Here is a 20,161-nt window from a genome sequence, read left to right as displayed (position 1 = left end):
TGGGTGGGTGGCAATAGAAATGCTAATTCAGTCCATCGAGCGACTCTGGCAGCAGGTTGCGGACCTGAATCGTCCCGTTGTCGAATCTCGTGTGCCTGGCATCTCGGCAAGTGAGATTGAGGCGGTGTTTCAAGGTCCCGTACCAGAAGACATTGCCGTATGGTTCGGCTGGTCAAATGGTGTGGAGTATCGCTCGGGACAGGTTCAGGACGATGCTGCTCTGGTGCCGGGCTATGAGCCGCTCTCGCTGCGTGAAGCGATGGGGATGCGGGAATCGTATGAGATCGGCGATCCTGTGCTCGGAGATTTCTTCACGCCGCTCCTTGCGACAGGTGGTGGGGATTTCTATGCGGCGGTTTACGATGCGTCATCGCGGTCGCCCAAGGTTGCTCATGCAATGATTGGCGGAGAATCAGGGTTCGTGTATGAGAGCATCGAAGCCATGGTGAATGCCTTCTGTGATTTCTACCGTACTGGAATTTTCTTCGTGAGTGATCAGGGGATCCTGGAGGCGGACGACGACCGCTGGGTCGAGGCAGAATCGCAGTCTGGATCCACGGCATAAGTTTTTCGGGGCCCGCCAGGATATGTCAGGCGGGCCCCGAGCCTGCGTCGGATTGCGCCGTCGCCTGAAATCAACCTCGATGCACGGGTGATCAGCAGCAATATCGTCGGCAACGTGTGTATGAACTGGGCGGCTCGAACTGCGGATCAGGAGTCATGAGTCCCACTGGGCTTTCGGTGACAGTTCGAGCCACACCCTCCAATACGACCGCGTCCGTGTCCGCATGTACGTGCTCACGCGCACCGTTGAACGTATCCCTGCCGGCCACCGGCAGCCCCGCCTCTCAGTGGTCCCCACGAGTACAAGCTCCGAGCCACTGAGAACGCCAGCGACGATCACGCGACGGGCCGAGAGAGCACGCCCCCGTCTCCGAGATACCGCCCGCACCACCCCCGGTCCGGCCTCAGTCCTTTCTGACGCGCCCCCGCCGCCGCCACGCGCCCGTCAGTTGGCCCGCTATGTAGCACGTCGCGATCGTCGACAGCGACGCGCGGAACCAGCCGATGTCCGGTGACCACCAGGCGTACGCCATGACCGGTACGAACAGCACCAGTCCCGCGATGCGCAGCACCCACCAGCGAGGCCGGCGTGGTACCGGCGGGCGGCCGGACGGGTCGCCCGACAGGGTGTCCAGGATGCCTGCCAGGAAGCCGCGGCGGGCCAGTACCTGTGCGCCTGCGAGGGTGGTGAGGACTTCGTCGCGGGTGCCGAAACCGGCCGGGATCGGGGGCAGGCCGAGTGCTTTGACCAGGGCGGACTGGCGGCGGGCCGGGTCGTCCGAGCCGCGGAGGAGGTTGGTGACCGGGCGGGCGTCGGCGACGCCGTACACCGCCGCCAGCGTCGCGGCGGTGGCCGCCACGGCGGCGTGGTCGGGGACCGGCGCCGCCGGGTCCCAGTCGTGGTCGGCGACCTTCTTGCCCTGCCGGAGCAGCGTGAAGCCGTACCGGTCACCGGTCCGCCGGAGGACCAGCGCGGGCCACGGTTCGCCGGTGGTGAAGTTGTCGGCGGCGGCCGTGAGCCGGTCCTCGCCGAGGAGGGTGGCGCGGATGCCGGGCTCGGAGTCGGCGGCGAGTTCGACGTACGACGACCGGCCCGGCGCCGGGGCTATGCGCAGCGGGACACCGCACATCAGCGCGGCGTCGGCGACGGTGTGCGGCGGGGCGGCGACGAGCGCGAGGCAGTGCGGGGTGACGGGGGAGGGGCGGGAGGTGGCGACGGCCTCGGTCTCGACCTCGTACGCTCCCGTCGGCCCCGTCGGCCCCGTCGGCCCCGTCGGTCCCATCCGCCCCGTCGGCTTCGACCGCGAGAAGAACGGCATCCGCGCCGCCACACGCATCCGCACACCCGCCCGGAAGTCCAGGAACTCGCCCCGCGCGTCCCCGAGATACGCCCACGGATACTCCGTCGCGTGCACCCCCACCGCCCGGAACTGCTCCAGTGCCTCCTCGTGCCGGTCCGCCAGCACCAGCATCAGCGCCAGATGGTTCCGGACCTCGGCCACCTCCGGGTCGCCCGGCGGGTACGCGTCCGACAGTTTCCGCGCCCGGTCCAGTGCCGCCTGGATGCGCGAGCGTTCGATCCGCCCGCCCTCCCGCGACGGGCCGCCGGCCACCACGTCGTACTCGACGGCCGCCAGCAGCGGCAGCGCGTGCAGCTTCGAGCCCGGCAGCGCCTCCTCCGCCGCGCGCTCGGCGAAGTCGAACATCTCCGTGTGCGAGCCGTACCACTTGTCGCACAGGTACTGGAGCGCCGAGACATGGCAGCCGTAGTGGTGCGGGGCGCGGGCGGTCGCCTCCGCCCAGTACGCGTCGAACACCTCGCGCGGCGCCTGGCTCCCGCGCGCGTGCGTCAGCGCGACCTGCCAGGGCACGGGGTCGGTGGGGTTCAGCTCGGCCGCCGCTCCGAGCACCGGGACCGCGTCGTCGAGCAGCGCGAAGAACGCCTGGAACTGGTCGCGTGCCACGCTGCTCGCGCGGGCGCCCGTCCGTATCTCCCACGCCTGCTGGACGCTGTGCTCGGCCTTCACCAGTACGGCGTCCGGATCCTGCGGCGACTCGGCGAGCCACGCGTCGAGCCAGCCGGGGCTGTGCAACGCGCTCTCGGCCAGCCGCGGCACGTACCCGCCGCGCCGCTCCCACTCCGCACCGACGCGGGTCGCCGCGAGCAGATCCCTGGCCGGCGCGTGGTCACCCGCGTACGCGGCGGCGAGCGCGGCGCGCAGCTCGGGCGCGGGCGGGTCGAGGACGACGGACGCGTCGGGCGGCAACTGCGCGCCGACGGCGGCCCCGTGGCGGAGCATCCGCGGCAGGGTGATCAAGGCGCGCAGCGTCGCGGTCATCGTCACGGTCATCCATTGAAGGCGGTCGGAGGTTGCCGCCACCAGAGGCTTTCGGTGACAAAGCCGTATCGCATGGCGTAGGGGGACCGAGGAGTCGTCCCACCGCGTTGGATTGCTGACAGGGCTGGGAGGATTCTGTTGAGTTCCAGAGAGACCTCTGGATCAGCAGCGTGAGCGTCCCCGCGAGGACGGCTCTGGGCCGCCGCCGTCGAATTCCGCCAGTTTCGATCGCGCACAGTGCCCGACACCGCGAACTCGCTCAGGAGATCACTTGAAATCCTTGTCCACGGATCGAGGTCACGTGCCGACGGTTTCCGGGAAGTAATTCTCTTGGATTACTGCTTCGATGAATTCTTCAGGAGGGAGATAATGGTGGTCGACGACGTAGTGGTAGACAAGATCTGGAGCTATGAGGACCCGGCCGTCTGAATCAATGACGCGGACCTCGGCGGAGCCGAGTGAGATCTTTTGATTGCCTATTTCGACCACACAGGGATACGGAATGCGAACATGATGAGGAAGGGTGCAGGAATGCCATCCTCGCGTTCTTGCGCGGGGGTGGTTTTGGATGATCCGAATGAGACTCGTCTTGAATTCTTCGGACGTCTCGCCGACTCGAAATTTCATCCCATTCTCCAACCAGCCAACATTGAGAGCTGGTGAAGATCTCGGGATTGCTTCCTGAAGGTAAGAGTAAGGAGTGAGATCCTCATAATGAGTCACAAAAGTTCACCATTATTTGATGACGGAGCGGCAGGCGGCCCAGTGTACCATCCCCATGTTTTCTTGGATTAGTTGGGAGAGGTAGTAGGGGTTGTCCACGGTAAGGTTCCTCGGTAGCCCTAGGATGTTCAATCCACCCGGAGGGTAAAGTGTGTAATCTGGGAGCTTCTCGCCGGGGCCATAAATCTCGAGCGGGATCGCATGTTTTGTTCCTGTTTCTATTTGATTTCCGAGCCAGTCGGAAATTGGATCACCGTGATACGAGTACATGGAAATACTAGTCCCCTCGGGGACGATGACAGGCGTACCGTCACCGGCTTGTATTCCGCCATGACCACTGTACACAAACTGACTGTCGGGGCGTCCAAGATTTCGGACGTCTTGAAGAGGCCCAGAAGCTTCAGCTACGAAGCTCGGGGCCGTGCCGGATCGTGTATTTGAGTCGCTTTTGCCGGGGCATGGATTCAGGCCAAAACGGTCTACTTGGCTGTGTGGATTTTCGACATAGGTTGCGGGATTGGGCGCCGGGGTGAGGCCGAGAGGGTCGGGGGTGAGGTAGCGGGCGGTTTCGGGGTCGTAGTGGCGGAAGTAGTTGTAGTGGAGGCCGGTTTCGGGGTCGTGGTATTGGCCGGGGAATCGGAGCGGGGTGTGGGCGGTTGCGGTTCTGTTCCAGGTGGTGGTGCCCCAGAGGGTGGTGCGGCTGCGCCAGGCTATGCCGCCCTGTTCGTCTACGAGTTCTGTGGGGGTGCCGACGAGGTCGGTGATGATACTGAAGAATCGCTGGTCGATTATTTCTTGTGGGGCGTGCGCGGCGGTAATGCGCTCGGTCTGGGCGATGGGATGCAGGCCTTGGTGGTCCCAGGTGAGGGTGACCGGATCCGGCAGCTCTGCTGATGTGGTGGTCTGCTCGCAGAGAGTCGTGCCGTCCCACGTGAAATTCACCTGTTCCTCGACGGTGGTGCCGTCGGTGGCGAGGCGCTGTTTTGCTGTGCGGCGGCCGAGTGGGTCGTAGAGGTAGCGCCAGCAGGTGCCGTTGGGGGTGGTGACGGAGGTGAGGCGGTCTTCGGCGTCCCAGGTGTAGCGCCAGGTGTCGGGCTTGCGGGAAAGGCGAGTCTTTTGGCGGAGGGTGATGCGGCCGAGTTCGTCGTGTTCGTAGCGGACGTTGCCGGCTCGGGTGAGGCGGGTTCCGGTGTAGGTGCGTGGGCCGGTGGCCTCCGCACCGGGGTGCGTGGTGGGCCAGGAGGCGGTGGTCTGGTTACCTGCTTCGTCGTAGGTGTAGTGCTCCGTCCAGTTCGCGGCTTGGACGGCGGTGACGCGGCCTGCCGGGTCGAGGTCGAAGTGGCGGGTGCCGGCGTGGTGGTCGTCCACGTCGGTGAGGTGCCCGTCCGCCCGGTAGTTGTAGGCGCGGTGCTGGAGAAGTTCTGTGCTCGGGCTGTGCAGGGATCGGCTGGTGAGGCGGCCGGTCGTGTCCCACTGGCTGGTGAGAGTGACGGTGTCGCCGATGTGCCGGGTCAGTTCGTTGCCCGCGGCGTCGTGTTCGAAGGTGAGTGTGTGGCCTGAGGTGGTGAGTGCCGCTCGGCGTCCTGCTGCGTCGTAGGCCCAGGTGCTCACTGCGCCGGATGGTGTCGTCCGGCGGATGCGGCGGCCCAGTGAGTCGTGGTCGTAGGTGAGCGTGCGCCCGTTGACCGTCTCGGACCTGAGGCGTCCGAAGCGGTCGTGGAGGTAGGTGACCGTCGCGTCCGGGCTTTCCGCTCGGGCCAGTTGGCCGGCGAAGTCGTAGGTATACGTGGTGAGCGTTCCGTCGGCGTCCTTGGCGACGACGCGATCCAGTTCGTCCCGCTCGTAGCGGACTGTCCGGCCCAGCGAGTCGGTGCGCGCGGTGAGGCGCCCCGCCCGATCGTGGTCGTAGACGAGGGCCCGGCCGTCGAAGTCGGTTTCCGATATGAGGTTGCCGGCGGCGTCGTATGTGTAGTTCCAGGTCAGGCCCTGTGGGTTGGTGACCTGGGTGAGGCGTAGTTCGTGGTCGTGGGTGAATTCGTGGCGTACGCCGTCGGGGCCGGTGCGGGCTGTCATGAGGTCGAAGTGGGTGTACTCGAAGCGGGACACCGCGCCCATGGCGTCGGTGTGGCTGACGCGGTTGCCCTCGCCGTCGTACAGCCACGATTGCTCACTGCCGTCCGGCTCGATACGGCGGGCCAGCTTGCCCTCTGCCGTCCATTCCAAGCGCGTTGTGGCACCGAGCGGATCGGTGAGGGCAACCGCCCGGCCGAAGGCGTCCCTTTCGCAGCGCACGACCGCTTCCAGCGGACCGGTGATCTCGGTGGGCAGGCCTGCCGCATCGCACCGGATGCGTGTGGTGTCGCCCGCTGCGTCGGTGACCGAGGTCGCGCGGCCTGCTTCGTCGTATGTATACCGTGTGGTGGAGCCGGACGGATCGGTGACCGAGGTGCGGTTGCCCCGCTCGTCGAACTCCTGGCGCACCGACGTCCGGTCCGGGCGCGTCACCCTTACGGGCAGGCCGAGTTCGTTGTACGCGGCAGTGGCTTCGCGCCCGTCCGGCCGAATGACGGAAGTGAGATGGCCCGCGTCGTCGTAGTGGAGGCGCGTGGTGCGCCCGAGCGGGTCGGTTCGGGAGAGCAGCCTGTTGTAGCGGTCGCGTTCGAAGTGGGTTACGGCACCCAGCGGGTTCGTTTCCGTGACCACTTGATGGACGTCGTTGATCACGTACCGATGGACTGCGCCGGTGACGGTGGTTGCGGTGGTCACACGCAGGCCGGTCTCCGGGTCGGTGCCGTCGTAGTCCAGCCGTAGAGCCACATGGCCTTCGGTGCCGCCTTCGGCGACACAGCGGTCCTGGTTGTCGTAGACGTACTCGTAGCGGCTGCCGTTGGTGTCGGTCCAGGACGTGACCCGGGCACATTCGTCGTACTCGAAAGTCAGGGGCAGGCCGGAGGAGTTGATGACCTCGGTGAGGTGTCCGTCCGTGTAGCCGTAGCGGAGGATCTCCTGGTCGGTGCCGTCCGGGGCCGCGCCGACCAGACGCAGTGCGTTGATCCTGCCCTCGTGTGTGCTGAGCTTGAGGTGGTATCCGGCTCCGTGGACGATATCCGTCGGAGCGCCCCCGTCGGCGTACTCGAAGCTGATCCAATTGCCGTTACGGTCGTCGATCTGTGCCAGGAGTGCGAGATTCGCGCTGTGGCCGGTGAAGCGCCAGACCCTGCCGGTATCCGGATCGGTGATCGTGTAGTTCCCGGCAGCGTCCAGGTTGAGGGGCCGGCGCGGGCCGTGGCTGGGCAGAACCGGAACGCCGGGCGCGGGGTGTGGGTAGGACAGCAACAAGCCGTCCTCGCAGACGAAGACGATCCCTTCGGAGTCGATCTCCAGCCGCTGGTCGGCCGTGGAGGACCATGAGGGCCCGAACCACCGCCCCGCGCGGTAATCAGAGGCGACCCGACGGCGGAAGGCCAGCTGAAGCGTTCCGGGCAGGATGATGTCCGTCTGCGGCAGATACATCGTTCCGGTAGCGATGTCGACTGGATCGGACGGCCCGTTCTCCACCGCCTCGTTGGGCCGAGACGGCTTCGCCGGATCGTCGACGCCCTTGCGGGCGGCGCTCTCCGCCCCGTCCTTCACCCCGTGGCGCACCAGCCCCTTGACGACGCCCGCGCCCTTGGTGCCGATGAGTTCGGGGACGAGTCGGCCCATGAATTCGGAGGGGTCGCCCTTGGCGGAGTCCCAGGCGTTCTTCAGCGCCCGGTCGGGGTTGGCGACGGTGGAGGCGAGGCCGGCGAGCGTCATGTTGACGCCCTTGTAGTACTCGGCCGGGTGGGTCAGGTTGTACGCGTCCAGTGGGTTGACCGAGCGGACGAAGTTCGCCAGTCCGGCGGTGCCTTTGATGATGCCGCCACCGAAGTGGGCCAGCTCCACACCCTGGCCGAAGCCGTAGTCGAGGATCTCCTGCCTCGCCCGGTCGAGACCGGATGGCTCCTTCGGCGCGTGTGCCATCGCCGTACCGACCGCGCCCTCCGCCGACACGGCGGCCTCGTTGCGCGCCCGCCGGGCGTCGTTGAGGATCTCCCGCGCACGCCGCCGCATGGCCACGCCGGGGTCGGAGAACTCCCCCGGATGGGGAAGGGGTGCGTCGCTGTTACGGGCGGCGTTGTAGGCGTCCGCCTTCTTGTTGAACGTGGCCGCGGCCGTACTGGAAGCCTCGTTGCCCTCCTTGAACAGGGCGATCGCCTCACCCGCCCTGCCCTGCGCGCTGACGACCGCCGTCGCGTACGTCTCCAGCGCCTTGGCCGCGGCCTCGAACGCGTCCGCCGCGCGCAGCCAGTCGGTGGGCAGCGGCGCGAACTTCGCCCGGAAGGCATCGGCGCCCTCACCCTTCCAGTGACCGGCGTCGAGTTTCTTCATCCCGCCGCCGACGAGATCGAACGCCTTCTGGAAGTCACGGAGGTTCTTCACCGCCGCGGTGATCTTCTCCGGCCGCCCGTGGACCAGTTCGTTCGCTTCCTCGCTCTGGCCGAGCTGCTGCTCACCGACCTCCGCGCCGAGCGAGGACGCGGTCTCGTCGCCCCAGTCCTCGACCGTGTCCGCCCACTCGTCGGCACCGACCTTCTCCAGACCGGAGCCGACCACGTCGGTGCCTTTGTCGATGCCCTTACCGACAACTTCCTTGCCCTCGTCGAACAGCTTCCCGGCACCGTCCCAGAGGTCTCCGCCGACTTTCCCCCAGTCCGTCATCAGCGACTGTCACCCCATCGCGGCTGCTCGGCCTGATCGATCGTCGCCTGCGAGGGATCGAGTCGTTCCTTCAGCTCCTCGTCCACCGCCGACCGCACCTCCGGGTCGACCAGCCCGTTGCGTTCCAGGGAGTCGAGCGCGGCGTCCTCCACGTCGTACGTCGTGTCCTTCCAGGTCTGCTTGACCTCCCCGTGGGCCTCGGAGAACGACTCCGCGCTCCAGTCAGGATTGTCAAAGGCCGACTGGTTGCTGATCGTGTCCCAGCTCTTGGCCTTGACCTCGTCCTCGGACAGATGCGGATTCCCGTTGACCGAGTTCACACCGATCTTGATCGAGTCCTTGACGTAACTCTCCTGCTCCGCATGGGCGCCCGCCGACAGCCCCACCCCCTGCGCGAAACCGTTCCCCTTCTGCGTCAGGGCCCGCACACCCCACTCCCAGCGGTCACAGAACGTCCCGAACTTCGACGCCAGCCCGCCATGCCCCAACTCCAGCCCCGACAACGCCAGATCCGAGAACCCACGCCCCGCCGACGCGTCACCGATCATCCCGAGATCCTTCAGCTCGGCATGCGCCAGATCGATCCCCTTCGCGATCGCGGCCAACGCCTCCGGCGGCACCTGAAGGTCAGCACCATCCCCGCTCACCGCGTCCCCCCGAGATCCACCGCGACCGCATCCGGCACGATCCCCGCCACCGGCGGGAACAGCACCCCGCCCTCACCACCCGCATCCAGCGCCACCCCCGCCGGCCCCGGCAGCAACGGCACCATCACATCCAGCAACCGCGCACCCAACACGGTCCGGTACACCCACTCCCGCCCCGCGTCACCACGCACCCCAGCGAACCGCGCCAACGCCTCCTCGTCCGAGAACGCACAGATCCACCGAACCCCACCCTGATCCGCCGACCACAAATCACCAGCGGCATCCAACGGCACCAACACCGCCGCACGCCGAAACTCCCCCAACAACATCCTGAACTGACGCCTCGCGAACGCAAATTCATCCACCGGCGCCGGGTCGGGCACCGGGCCGACGTCCTGCGGCGTGGTCGGTCGCTCCGCCTCGGACCAGTCAACCAACTCGGTCAGTCTCGACGGGCGGCCAGGCCCCACTATGTCGTCCCCGTTGTCACGCATAGTCGAGAGGCTGTCACGGGAGAGTTTCCGCGTGCAAGATCCCGGCTCCGGCCGGCCCGCGCGGTCGGAAAGTCCCCCGCGAGCGCTCCCCGGACCTCGGTGCCGGTCGCCGTAGGCTGCCGGACATGTGTGGAATCGTGGGATACGTCGGTGGGCAGTCGGCGCTCGATGTGGTCATCGCCGGGCTCAAGCGGCTTGAATACCGGGGCTACGACTCGGCCGGTGTCGCGGTGCTCGCCGACGGTGGACTGGCCTCGGCCAAGAAGGCGGGCAAGCTCGTCAATCTGGAGAAGGCGCTGGTGGAGGCGCCGTTGCCGAGCGGGAGTACTGGTATCGGGCACACCAGATGGGCCACGCACGGCGGCCCGACCGACGCCAACGCGCATCCCCACGCCGACAACGCGGGCCGGGTCGCCGTCGTACACAACGGGATCATCGAGAACTTCGCCGCGCTGCGCACCGAGCTGACCGACCGCGGCCACGACCTGTCCTCCGAGACCGACACCGAGGTCGTGGCGCATCTGCTCGCCGAGGCGTTCTCGTCCTGCGGCGGGCTGGCCGAGTCGATGCGGCGGGTGTGCGGGCTGTTGGAGGGGGCGTTCACGCTGGTCGCCGTGCACGCGGACGAGCCGGGTGTCGTCGTGGGCGCGCGCCGTAACTCGCCGCTCGTGGTGGGTGTCGGCGACGGCGAGGCGTTCCTCGCCTCCGACGTCGCCGCCTTCATCGCCCATACGCGCTCCGCGATCGAGCTGGGCCAGGACCAGGTGGTGGAGCTGCGTCGCGACGGCGTGACGGTGGCCGTGACGGTGAGCGACTTCGAAGGCGAGGACGCGTCCGAGGACGTGCGCGAATACCACATCGACTGGGACGCGTCGGCCGCCGAGAAGGGCGGCTACGACTACTTCATGCTCAAGGAGATCGCCGAGCAGCCGAAGGCCGTCGCCGACACCCTCCTCGGGCGCATCAACGCCGAGGGTTCACTGACGCTGGACGACCTGCGGATCCCCTCGCGCGTGCTGCGGGCGGCCGACAAGGTCGTCATCGTCGCGTGCGGGACCGCCTTCCACGCCGGGCTGATCGCGAAGTACGCCATCGAGCACTGGACGCGCATCCCGTGCGAGGTGGAGCTGGCGAGCGAGTTCCGCTACCGGGACCCGATCCTGAACACCCGTACCCTCGTCATCGCGATCTCCCAGTCCGGCGAGACGATGGACACGCTGATGGCGCTGCGGCACGCGCGTGACCAGGGCGCCACGGTCCTCGCCATCTGCAACACCAACGGCTCGACCATCCCCAGGGAGTCGGACGCCGTCCTCTACACGCACGCGGGTCCCGAGGTCGCGGTCGCGTCGACGAAGGCGTTCCTGACGCAGCTCGTGGCCTGCTACCTCGTCGCGCTGTATCTGGGGCAGTTGCGCGGCACGAAGTACGGCGACGAGATCCGCGGCGTCATCCGTGAGCTGTCGCGCATCTCGCACGAGGTCGAGCGGGTGCTGGAGACGATGGAGCCGGTACGGGCGCTGGCGCGCTCGCTCGCCGACAAGCGGACGGTGCTGTTCCTGGGGCGGCACGTCGGCTACCCCGTGGCGCTGGAGGGCGCGCTGAAGCTGAAGGAACTGGCGTACATGCACGCCGAGGGCTTCGCGGCCGGCGAGCTGAAGCACGGGCCCATCGCGCTGATCGAGGAGGACCTGCCGGTGGTGGTCGTCGTACCCTCGCCGCGCGGGCGTTCGGTGCTGCACGACAAGATCGTGTCGAACATCCAGGAGATCCGGGCGCGGGGAGCGCGGACGATCGTGATCGCGGAGGAGGGGGACGAGGCGGTGGTGCCGTACGCCGACCATCTCATCCGCATCCCGGTGACGCCGACGCTCCTTCAGCCGCTGGTCTCGACGGTGCCGTTGCAGGTCTTCGCGTGCGAACTGGCGACGGCGCGCGGCAACGAGGTGGACCAGCCGAGGAACCTGGCGAAGTCCGTGACGGTGGAGTGAGAGGCAGGACTGCACAGTGATCATCGGGGTGGGGATCGACGTCGCGGAGATCGAACGCTTCGCGGCGGCGCTGGAGCGCACACCGGCCATGGCCGAACGGCTCTTCGTGGAGAGCGAGTTGCTGCTTCCCGGCGGGGAACGGCGCGGTGTCGCCTCGCTGGCCGCCCGCTTCGCGGCCAAGGAGGCGCTGGCGAAGGCGCTGGGCGCGCCGGGCGGGCTGCACTGGACGGACGCCGAGGTGTACGTCGAGGAGAGCGGGCAGCCGCGGGTGCGGGTGCGGGGCACGGTGGCGGCGCGCGCGGCGGAACTGGGCGTACGGGCCTGGCATGTGTCGCTCAGCCATGACGCGGGGATCGCGTCGGCGGTGGTGATCGCCGAAGGGTGATCGCGGAGGGGTGACGTCTCTCGTTGTGCGGCAGACTCGGAGTCATGCGTACTGCGTACAGCGTCGAGACCGTACGGACCGCCGAGCGGGAGCTGATGGACCGGCTCCCCGAGGGCGTACTGATGCAGCGTGCGGCGGCCGGGCTCGCCGCCGCGTGCGCGGATCTGCTGCGGCGGCGGGGCCGGGTGTACGGCGCACGGGTCGTCCTCCTGGTCGGCAGCGGCGACAACGGCGGTGACGCGCTGTACGCCGGGGCCCGGCTGGCCCGGCGCGGGGCCGGGGTGTCGGCGGTGCTGCTGGCGGCGGGGCGCGCGCACGCGGGCGGGCTGGCGGCGCTGGTGGGCGCGGGCGGCCGGGTCGTGGACGACCCGTTCGACGTACTGGCCGCCGCCGATCTCGTACTGGACGGCATCACCGGCATCGGCGGGCGCGGCGGCCTGCGGCCCGACGCGGTGCCGGTGGCGCGCGCCGCGCGCGGCTCGGACGCGGTGGTCGTGGCCGTCGACCTGCCGAGCGGGGTCGAGGCGGACAGCGGCGAGGTGGTGGGGGAGGCGCTGCGGGCGGACGCGACGGTGACGTTCGGTACGTACAAGCCCGCCCATCTGATCGACCCGGCGCGCGAGTACGCGGGAGCCGTACGGCTCGTCGACATCGGGCTCGGCTCGGTGCTGCCGTCGGTGCCGGAGCTGGAGGCACTCCAACACGCGGACGTGGCACGGCTGTTGCCGGTGCCGACGGGTGAGAGCGACAAGTACCGGCGCGGGGTCGTCGGTGTCGTCGCCGGGTCGGCGCGTTATCCGGGCGCGGCGGTGCTGGCGGTGGCGGGCGCGCTGCACGGCGGCGCGGGGGCGGTGCGGTACGTGGGGCCCGCCGGGGACGCGGTGATCGCCCGCTTCCCCGAGGTACTGATCCACGCCGGCCCGCCGGCGAAGGCGGGCCGCGTGCAGGCGTGGGTGGTCGGCCCCGGCCTGGGTGACGAGCCGGGCGTCTCGGACGTGCTGGCGTCCGACGTACCGGTCCTGATCGACGCGGACGGCCTGCGCGGGCTGGACGCCGACGCCGTACGGTCGCGTACGGCTCCGACGCTGCTCACCCCGCACGCGGGGGAGGCGGCGGCGTTGCTGCGGGTGCCGCGCGAGGAGGTCGAGTCGGCCCGGCTGACGGCGGTCCGCGAACTGGCGGCCCGCTACGGCGCGACGGTACTGCTCAAGGGCTCCACGACCCTGGTGGCCTCCCCGGACACCTCGCTCCCGGTCAGGGTGAACCCCACGGGCACCCCCTGGCTGGCCACGGCGGGCAGCGGCGACGTCCTCTCCGGCCTGACGGGTTCGCTGCTCGCGGCTGGCCTCGCGGCGCGGGACGCGGGGGCGGTGGGGGCGTATCTGCACGGGTTGTCGGCGCGCGGGGCGGCGCGGGGGGCGCCGGTGAGTGCCGAGGATGTGGCGGCCGGGGTACGGGGGGCGTGGCGGGACGTGGCGGCGGAGACGGGCTCGGGTGGCGGCGGCTGAACCGAAGATCCGGCGGGGGCGTCCTACTCGTACACGGGGGGCGTGGGTCGCGGATCGCGGATCGCGGATCGCGATCGTGGATCGTGGATTGTGGCGAGAGGGGACCGACCGCATGGCCGAGTTGAGCGAGCCGACCGAGCCGACCGAGCCGACCGAGCCGATACAGCTGGTTGAGCCGACCGAGTCCGACCTGCCGGACAACTGGGGGCGATGGGGACCCGACGACGAACTCGGCACGCTCAACCTGATCACCGACGACGTACGCGCGAACGCCGCCGCGGAGGTGCGGACCGGCCGATGGGCGTCGCTGGCGCAGCCGATCACCCCCAACCCGATGATCAGCAGCCCGTTCGCGCCCACGACGGTGGACGTCTCTCCCGTGCAGCAGATGATGGCCCACACCGGGGTGGGCGTGGCGGCCGATCTGATGCTGGTCACCAACCACCACGCGAAGTCCACGCACATCGACGCCCTGGCGCACTGGTCGAGCGACGGCGAGGTCTACCCCGGCCGCCCGAGGGACCAGGCCGTCACGGCCGGCGGGGTCACCTTCGGTTCGACGACGGCCTTCGCCGCCGGGATCGTGACGCGGGGAGTTCTGCTCGATCTCGCCGCTGAGGAACCCCTCCCGGCCGGTCACGCGGTGACCTCGCGCGACTTCGAGGAAGCCGAGAAGCGTCAGGGCGTCGAGGTGCGGTCGGGCGACGCGCTGGCGGTACGGTTCGGCTGGCCGGCCGACCCGCTGATCACGGACCGGCCGACCCCGGGAATCAGCCTCGACGCGGTGCGCTGGATGCACCGCCGCGGCGTCTCCCTCTACACGGGCGACCGGGGCGACGCCTACCCCGCGCTGGACCCCGCCGGGCCGTCCCCACTGCACGGTGTCGCGTTGGGACGGCTGGCGATGCCGCTGATCGACGCGTCACTGCTCGACGACCTCGCGGCGCTCTGCGCGGAGTTGGCGCGCTACAGCTTCATGCTCACGGTCGCCCCGCCGCGCGTCCACGGTCTGACCGGGGCGCCGGTCAACCCGATCGCGACGTTCTGACCGCGTCAGATACGGAGGTCCTTGGTGACGGTGGAGGCGGGGGTGCTCAGGACGGCGTCGAAGGCGTCGATGACGGGGGTGTGGACGTAGGTGCCCTGGAGCCGGATGCGGTCGGGGCCGGGCAGGTCTGAGGTCTCCGTACGGGCTCCGCGGAGATCGGCGAGTCCGAGCCCGAGCCCGAGTCCGAGGCCGAGCCCGAAGCCGGCGTCGGCGAAGGCGGCCTCGACGCTTCCGGGTTCGGGCGCGTCCAGCGTCGTGTCGCCGAGGGTGAAGCCGAAGGGCGCCTTCTCGTCGCGGAGCATGTCCGCGGTGTGGCCGGCGACGCTGGTCAGACCGAGCGCGAAGTAGTCGTCGCCCAGTGCGCGCCGCAGTTGCTGCCCCATCGGGAGCCCCGTGAGGTGCCCGTCGAAGGAGATGGGCGTCGTCTGGATGTGGGCGTTGTGGGCAACCAGGACGATACGGGTGCCGGGATCGAGGCGTTCCAGGTGCCAACGGACCGATCTGGCCATGTAGGCGTCCCGCGCCGAGGTATCGGCGGTGAGACCGTTGCCCGCGAACAGGCCGGCCATGGCGCGGAAGGTGTAGTCGCCGTGGCAGGCGCCTTCGAGGCGGTGCAGGGCGAGGTCGTAGTCGTACCGGTCGCTGCCGCGGGTGGCGTACAGCGGTTCGAGGGAACGGACTCGTACGAGCAGGCGCGCGAGGATCGCGGTGAGGTCGTTCTGCTCGGTGGCGGGCAGGCGCGCCCAGGCGGGGGCGGCCACGGCTGCGGAGCCGCCCGCGAACGACGCGGCGATCCGCATCGCCGTCTCGACCGCCGGCGTGGTCTCGGGGTCGACGCGGCGCAGGTAGTCGGCGACCGGGGCCAGGGCGGGCAGCAGGGAACCGCCCGCCGCCGGGATGTCGATCCCGGCGAAGCGCACCGGCGGCACCGGCGGCACGGGTGGCACGGGCGGCACGGGCGGCACGGGTGGCACCGGCGGTACGGATGGCACGGGTGGCACCGGCGGCACCGGCGATGAGGCGGTGGTGCGGTTGTGTCGGCGTACCCATCGCAGGGGTTCGGTGAGCCCGACGGGAATCGCGTCGGCGAGGTGGACCGCCAGGTCCTCGTCCATTCCCTCTCCCCGGGCCCAGGCGTCCAGGGCGAAGCCTTCGCTGAAGCCGTACTCGAAGGCCAGGACGGTGAAGCCGCAGCGTTCGACGAGGAAGCGCAGGAGGCGGCTGCGCAGAAGCGCGAACTCCTCGATGAAGTGAGAGTGTTCGCCGATCGCGACGACGCGGGCGTCGCCGATGATGCCGCGCAGCGGTTCCAGGTCGTCGAGCGGCGCCTCGGGGTCGAGATGGGTGAGCGGCACGGCGTGGGCTCGCAACCACTCGGTGAACGGGGTGCCGGGGGATGAACGAGGCATGCTGATGGCTCGATTCTCAGTGCGGGGCGGGGCGGGGCGTGGTGGGGCCGGGGGTTACGGCCTCCAGGGCGCGACGGTGCCGGAGGCGATGATCGCGCCGTGACCGACGCGGACGGCGGGCAGCACCGTGCTCCGGTCCGGTGGTCGGCGCCGTTCACGGTGAACCGCACGTCCTCGCCCAGCGCGCAGAACTCCCGGTGGGCATCGGACGCACCAGGGTCGGACCGGCGGGAACGTGGGCATCGTGCCGGAAAGGAAAGTCCACCGACCCGAGACTCGTCAAGTACGGCACGTGCCGTGCCGCTCCGTTACCATGGCGGCATGCCTACCCCCAGCCGCGGCGCCGACCGGACCGAGGCCATCATGCGCACCGCGCTGGAGCTGGGTCAGGAGATCGGCTACGCCAAGCTCAGCATCGAAGCGATCGCGGCCCGGGCCGGCGCGGGCAAGCACACCATCTACCGCAGATGGCCGTCCAAGGGCGCCCTGTTCCTGGACTCACTGCTCTCACTCCACGAGTCCAGCCTGGACTACCCGGACACCGGCGACGTGGTCGCCGACCTCCGTACGCAGATCCACGCGGCCGTCGACCTGCTGGCCAATCCGCCCTTCGGCCCGCTGTTCCGGGCCCTGGTCGGCGAGGCCCAGTACGACCCCCAGGTCGCCGCCGCGCTCAACGAGCGCTTCATCACCCCGCAGGCCGCGATGACGGTCGCCCGACTCCGAACGGCACGCGACCAGGGCCAGTTGTCGCCCACCTTCGACCTGAGCCTGGCCATGTCGATCCTCTCCGGACCGCTCTACTTCCAGTTCCTGATCACCCAGGAACCTCTGACCCACGCGTACGTCGACCGTGTCCTGGCCGCACTCTTCACCGGCATGGGAAAACCCTCTGAACCCACTATCCAGGAGAGTCATGACAAGTAGGTTCACCGAGCTGGTCGTCGACTGCCACGACCCGGAGAGACTCGCGTCCTTCTGGTGCGCGGTCCTGGACTTCAAGGTGATCGACCGGAGCGAGGGCAGGGTCGAGATCGGCTCCTGGGTACCGACCGTCGAGGAGGTACGGGCCAGCCAGATGCCGCCCACCCTGCAGTTCATCCGGGTGCCCGAGGGCAAGACCGCCAAGAACAGGCTCCACCTCGACGTCAGCCCGATCGACGGCACCACCGCGGACGAGGTGACCAGATTGCTCGGCCTCGGCGCCACCACGACGGATGTCGGTCAGGGCCCGGACCGGAACTGGGTGGTCATGGCCGACCCCGAGGGCAACGAGTTCGACGTGCTACGCACCTTGGCGCCGTAGCGGAGCCGGTTCGCTGACGGCGCGGGTCAACTGGTCCCTCCTCGGGGCGAGTCGGCCATGGCGACGTCGTGCCGCAGGAGTTCGACTCCGTGTTCGGAGCCGTACGCCGAGAACCTGCCGGACAGCTCGCGGATCTGCTGGACGCAGCGCGACGCGCCGATCTGTGTGGCCAGGGCGAGGGAACGGCGGGCCAGCTCCGCGGCCTGTGGGACCTCGCCCCCGGCCAGCAGGCTTTCCGCTTCGTAGGCGAGGAAGACCGCTTTTGTCTTGTCCCGGGCGTCGGGCAGCAGGCTGACGCCCTGGGTGATCTGATCGTGCGCGCGGCGCGGTCGGCCAAGATCGATCAGACATCTGCCGGTGTCCACCGCCAGGTCGGCGGGGCTCATCCAGGCACACCACCCGGGGGCCTCCTCGGTGGTCGAGTTGAGGAGTCGCTCGGCTCGCGCGAGTTCGCGGTAGCAGTCCCGGGCTTCGCCGAGCATCGCGTGTGCGCGCGCTTTCCGGAGCGACAGCAGTGAGCGGGCCGTGGGGTTCGTGGTGCGCGAGAGCGCGTGGCCGAGGCAGTCGACGGCGAGTCGGGGCCGGCCGAGCCAGATGCTCTGGTAGGCGATGTCGGAGAGCGCCCCGGCGCCCATGTCGGTGTTTCCGGCCTCATGAGCGGAGTGCACGGCCGCATGCCAGTAACGGTTGGCCGCCGCGTGGTGCTCTTGGTCGAACCGGTGCCAGGCGACGGTCTGGGCGAGGGCCGAGGCCAGGGTGTGCAGGCGCTTGCCCAGGGCGCGGTTGTAGCTGCTGTGCTCCAGCAGGTTGACGACCGTTTCGAGGTGCCCGTCCAGGAGGGGACGTGTGTGCTGACGGTGTGCCGTGGACATGCTGGTGAGGCCCTGGGCCGATTCCTCCAGCCGGCCGACGAACGCGGGATCCACCGGGCGTCCACCGGCGACGCCGCCGGCCGACGCCGGTTCGATCGTGGCCCACTGGAGGGCAAGGGAGCCGAGGGCGGCCGGAGTGACGGTCAGGAAGGTGCGGCGGTCGACGGCCATCAGTACGGCCTTTCTGAGAACGGCGACGGTCAGCCCTGCCCCGAGGGAGGCGGGCGTCTCGTGGCCGGGCAGCCAGTGAGGCCAGCCCAGAGCCGTTGCCTGTTCGTAGGGGATGTCGAAGACATCGGACAGGAGCATCTGGGAGAACTCGTCCGGGACGACACGCTTCTCCCACAGGGACACGCGCTGACGGGACGTGCCGGCACGCAGTTGGCGGCGCCGGGCGGCGTTTCTCATCTGCTGGGCGAGGTCGGACTGGGACCAGCCGCGCAGCGCTCGCGCGTAAGCCAGCGGATGCCGGATGAGTTCGTCCACTCTCTTATGAAAGCAGCCGGGTCGCCGCCCCGCCGGTCGATCGGAGGGAGGGAGACGACAGGGGGATGACAACCGAACGATGGTGCGAGGTGGGCCTGTTGCCCTGTAATCGGTAATCGGTATTCGGTTGCGGATCACCGATTCCGCTCGGCCGGCAGACGCCCGGCCGACCACCACCGACACAGAAGGAGAGGAACAACGCATGGCGACGCACGCACTCCAGGCTCCGTGGGCGATGCGGCTGGTCACCGACCGGCTTCCGGCCGGCCCGCCGTCGTACGCGACGGTGACGCTCGATCCGGTCACGCAGACCGCCCGCTACACCGACACCGCCGGCCAGGTTGTCGATATGGGCAGGCACGGCACTTCGAAGACGAAGGGCACCGCCTCGATGTCCTGAGTACGGAAGGAGGCGGTACGACGTGACGATGCCCGCCGATCTGGAGAAGGACGCCCCACGGCTGCGGGAGGCGATGGCGAAGGCCCTGGCGCAGGACGGTGTCCTCGCCGATCCGGCCTGGCGGCGAGCCGTGGAGACGGTGCCCCGGCATCGGTTCGTGCCGGGCTTCTATCTGCCTGCCGGTGAACGGGACGGGCAGGGGCTGACCGTGTGGGAGCCGGTCACCGCCGCACTCGACCATGGCCGATGGCTGGCCGCCGCGTACTCCGACACCACGCTCATCACGCAGTTCGACGGCGACGAGCCCGACTGGACGCACCCGGCCGTACGCCACGGTGGAGCACCGACCTCCTCCTCCACGCTGCCGTCGCTGGTCGTACGCATGTGGGCGGACGCCGAAATCACCGAAGGGCAAACGGTGTTGGAGATCGGCACCGGGACCGGCTACTCGACCGCGCTCGCCTGCGAACGGCTCGGCTCCGCCGGTGTCACGAGCATCGAGGTGGACCCGAACCGGCTGGCGGCAGCCGCGACCTCGCTGCACGGGTGCGGCTACACCCCGACCCTCGCCGTGGCCGACGGACTGTACGGCTACTGGCCCGAGGCGAAGTTCGACCGTATCGTCGCCGCCTGCTCCTTCCGCGCCGTACCCCCGGCCCTGCTCGCGCAGGCCCGGCCGGGCGGGAAGATTCTGCTCACCCTGTCGGGCTGGCTGTACGGGTACGCCCGAGTCCTGCTCACCGTCGCCGAGGACGGCACCGCCGAGGGCCAACTGCTGGGCGGCACCGTGTCGTTCATGCCTGCTCGGACCCACGCGGCACCGGCGTTCGGCAACCCCGCCCACTGGGCCGCGGGCCTGCCCGAGACGCCCCGCACCGCGCGGCACAGCCCCGAACGGCTCAGCGCCGCCACCGAGGAGGCGTTCCATCTGCGGTTCCTCGCCCAATGTGCCGTGGCCGACGCCCAGATGACCACCGTCGGCGAGGTCGTGCACCTGGTCGACGTCGTCACCGGCTCCGCCGCCACCCTGACCCCTGCCGGCGGTGCGTGGCAGGTACGCGAGGGCGGTCCGGTGCGGCTGTGGGAACGCGTTGAGGGTGTCCTGGACGCGTACGACGCGGCGGACCGGCCGGGGCCGGAGCCGTTTACGCTGCACGTGTACGACGGCGGGCAGTACGTGCGGCACCCGCGGCTGCCCGGCCTACGACTGCCGTCCCGCTAGGTCACGTCCGCCGTAGGGGAGATG

Annotated in this window: 16 protein-coding genes; 10 read left to right on the top strand and 6 right to left on the bottom strand. The window is 69.4% G+C overall.

Going from position 1 to position 20,161, the window contains the following annotated elements; all coding sequences use genetic code 11:
- The first annotated feature begins 7 nt into the window (after positions 1–7).
- Positions 8–565, top strand: coding sequence for a hypothetical protein (locus ACFUN8_RS06550; protein ID WP_383632424.1), 558 nt, complete (start codon positions 8–10; stop codon positions 563–565).
- Between the two features lie 403 nt (positions 566–968).
- Here the strand turns inward: ACFUN8_RS06550 and ACFUN8_RS06545 are convergent, their stop codons facing one another.
- A complete protein-coding gene (locus ACFUN8_RS06545; RefSeq protein ID WP_383632421.1) occupies positions 969–2,915 on the bottom strand; it encodes a hypothetical protein in 1,947 nt (648 codons plus the stop codon).
- Between the two features lie 225 nt (positions 2,916–3,140).
- Here ACFUN8_RS06545 and ACFUN8_RS06540 point away from each other — a divergent pair, with 225 nt between their 5' ends.
- Positions 3,141–3,332, top strand: a complete 192-nt coding sequence (locus ACFUN8_RS06540; protein ID WP_383632418.1) for a hypothetical protein — start codon at positions 3,141–3,143, stop codon at positions 3,330–3,332.
- A gap of 306 nt (positions 3,333–3,638) precedes the next feature.
- Here the strand turns inward: ACFUN8_RS06540 and ACFUN8_RS06535 are convergent, their stop codons facing one another.
- Genes ACFUN8_RS06535 through ACFUN8_RS06525 form a run of 3 tightly spaced genes read right to left on the bottom strand, consistent with a single transcriptional unit; the run spans position 3,639 to position 9,510 of the window.
- Positions 3,639–8,369 carry a putative T7SS-secreted protein gene (locus ACFUN8_RS06535; RefSeq protein WP_383632415.1) on the bottom strand — a complete coding sequence of 1,577 codons (4,731 nt, stop codon included), beginning with the start codon at positions 8,367–8,369 and terminating at the stop codon, positions 3,639–3,641.
- Entirely contained in the window at positions 8,369–9,016 is a 648-nt protein-coding gene (locus ACFUN8_RS06530; RefSeq protein WP_383632412.1) for a hypothetical protein, read from the bottom strand. The genes ACFUN8_RS06535 and ACFUN8_RS06530 overlap by 1 nt, the downstream gene beginning before the upstream one ends.
- Complete coding sequence (locus ACFUN8_RS06525) at positions 9,013–9,510, bottom strand: SseB family protein (RefSeq protein WP_383632409.1); 498 nt, start codon at positions 9,508–9,510, stop codon at positions 9,013–9,015. Before ACFUN8_RS06525 ends, ACFUN8_RS06530 begins: the two co-directional genes overlap by 4 nt.
- 125 nt (positions 9,511–9,635) lie before the next feature.
- On the opposite strand from ACFUN8_RS06525, the gene glmS reads away from it, so the two are divergent.
- The 4 genes from glmS to ACFUN8_RS06505 all read left to right on the top strand — a co-directional run bounded on the left by glmS (position 9,636) and on the right by ACFUN8_RS06505 (position 14,442).
- Positions 9,636–11,501, top strand: a complete 1,866-nt coding sequence (gene glmS / locus ACFUN8_RS06520) for a glutamine--fructose-6-phosphate transaminase (isomerizing) (protein WP_383632406.1) — start codon at positions 9,636–9,638, stop codon at positions 11,499–11,501.
- Positions 11,502–11,517: 16 nt separating this feature from the next.
- Entirely contained in the window at positions 11,518–11,886 is a 369-nt protein-coding gene (locus ACFUN8_RS06515) for a holo-ACP synthase (protein WP_383632403.1), read from the top strand.
- A gap of 44 nt (positions 11,887–11,930) precedes the next feature.
- On the top strand, positions 11,931–13,394 hold the full coding sequence (locus ACFUN8_RS06510) for an NAD(P)H-hydrate dehydratase (protein WP_383632400.1): 1,464 nt from the start codon (positions 11,931–11,933) through the stop codon (positions 13,392–13,394).
- A 112-nt stretch (positions 13,395–13,506) separates the two neighbouring features.
- Positions 13,507–14,442, top strand: a complete 936-nt coding sequence (locus ACFUN8_RS06505; RefSeq protein ID WP_383632397.1) for a cyclase family protein — start codon at positions 13,507–13,509, stop codon at positions 14,440–14,442.
- A 5-nt stretch (positions 14,443–14,447) separates the two neighbouring features.
- On the opposite strand, the gene ACFUN8_RS06500 is transcribed toward ACFUN8_RS06505, so the two are convergent.
- On the bottom strand, positions 14,448–15,851 hold the full coding sequence (locus tag ACFUN8_RS06500; RefSeq protein ID WP_383632394.1) for an erythromycin esterase family protein: 1,404 nt from the start codon (positions 15,849–15,851) through the stop codon (positions 14,448–14,450).
- 321 nt (positions 15,852–16,172) lie between these two features.
- Between ACFUN8_RS06500 and ACFUN8_RS06495 the strand changes: the two genes are divergently transcribed.
- Both ACFUN8_RS06495 and ACFUN8_RS06490 read left to right on the top strand, forming a co-directional pair.
- A complete protein-coding gene (locus tag ACFUN8_RS06495; RefSeq protein WP_383632391.1) occupies positions 16,173–16,778 on the top strand; it encodes a TetR/AcrR family transcriptional regulator in 606 nt (201 codons plus the stop codon).
- Positions 16,768–17,157, top strand: a complete 390-nt coding sequence (locus ACFUN8_RS06490; protein WP_383632388.1) for a VOC family protein — start codon at positions 16,768–16,770, stop codon at positions 17,155–17,157. The genes ACFUN8_RS06495 and ACFUN8_RS06490 overlap by 11 nt, the downstream gene beginning before the upstream one ends.
- Before the next feature lie 26 nt (positions 17,158–17,183).
- On the opposite strand, the gene ACFUN8_RS06485 is transcribed toward ACFUN8_RS06490, so the two are convergent.
- Positions 17,184–18,515, bottom strand: coding sequence for an XRE family transcriptional regulator (locus tag ACFUN8_RS06485; protein ID WP_383632385.1), 1,332 nt, complete (start codon positions 18,513–18,515; stop codon positions 17,184–17,186).
- Between the two features lie 202 nt (positions 18,516–18,717).
- Here ACFUN8_RS06485 and tgmA point away from each other — a divergent pair, with 202 nt between their 5' ends.
- A complete protein-coding gene (tgmA, locus tag ACFUN8_RS06480) occupies positions 18,718–18,915 on the top strand; it encodes a putative ATP-grasp-modified RiPP (RefSeq protein WP_383632382.1) in 198 nt (65 codons plus the stop codon).
- Positions 18,916–18,937: 22 nt separating this feature from the next.
- Entirely contained in the window at positions 18,938–20,137 is a 1,200-nt protein-coding gene (gene tgmC, locus ACFUN8_RS06475) for an ATP-grasp peptide maturase system methyltransferase (RefSeq protein ID WP_383632379.1), read from the top strand.
- Positions 20,138–20,161: the final 24 nt, after the last annotated feature.

The organism is Streptomyces sp. NPDC057307, assembly GCF_042667665.1.
Classification (GTDB): domain Bacteria; phylum Actinomycetota; class Actinomycetes; order Streptomycetales; family Streptomycetaceae; genus Streptomyces.
Note: the sequence above shows the minus strand (reverse complement) of the source record. Positions and strands in the feature narration are given on the sequence as shown.

What these genes read in the sequence shown, in the direction of transcription:
- ACFUN8_RS06545 (WP_383632421.1), bottom strand. Translation starts at nt 2,915, where the DNA reads ATGACCGTGACGATGACCGCGACGCTGCGCGCCTTGATCACCCTGCCG.
- ACFUN8_RS06535 (WP_383632415.1), bottom strand. Translation starts at nt 8,369, where the DNA reads ATGACGGACTGGGGGAAAGTCGGCGGAGACCTCTGGGACGGTGCCGGG.
- ACFUN8_RS06525 (WP_383632409.1), bottom strand. Translation starts at nt 9,510, where the DNA reads ATGCGTGACAACGGGGACGACATAGTGGGGCCTGGCCGCCCGTCGAGA.
- glmS (WP_383632406.1), top strand. Translation starts at nt 9,636, where the DNA reads ATGTGTGGAATCGTGGGATACGTCGGTGGGCAGTCGGCGCTCGATGTG.
- ACFUN8_RS06510 (WP_383632400.1), top strand. Translation starts at nt 11,931, where the DNA reads ATGCGTACTGCGTACAGCGTCGAGACCGTACGGACCGCCGAGCGGGAG.
- ACFUN8_RS06505 (WP_383632397.1), top strand. Translation starts at nt 13,507, where the DNA reads ATGGCCGAGTTGAGCGAGCCGACCGAGCCGACCGAGCCGACCGAGCCG.
- ACFUN8_RS06500 (WP_383632394.1), bottom strand. Translation starts at nt 15,851, where the DNA reads ATGCCTCGTTCATCCCCCGGCACCCCGTTCACCGAGTGGTTGCGAGCC.
- ACFUN8_RS06495 (WP_383632391.1), top strand. Translation starts at nt 16,173, where the DNA reads ATGCCTACCCCCAGCCGCGGCGCCGACCGGACCGAGGCCATCATGCGC.
- ACFUN8_RS06490 (WP_383632388.1), top strand. Translation starts at nt 16,768, where the DNA reads ATGACAAGTAGGTTCACCGAGCTGGTCGTCGACTGCCACGACCCGGAG.
- tgmA (WP_383632382.1), top strand. Translation starts at nt 18,718, where the DNA reads ATGGCGACGCACGCACTCCAGGCTCCGTGGGCGATGCGGCTGGTCACC.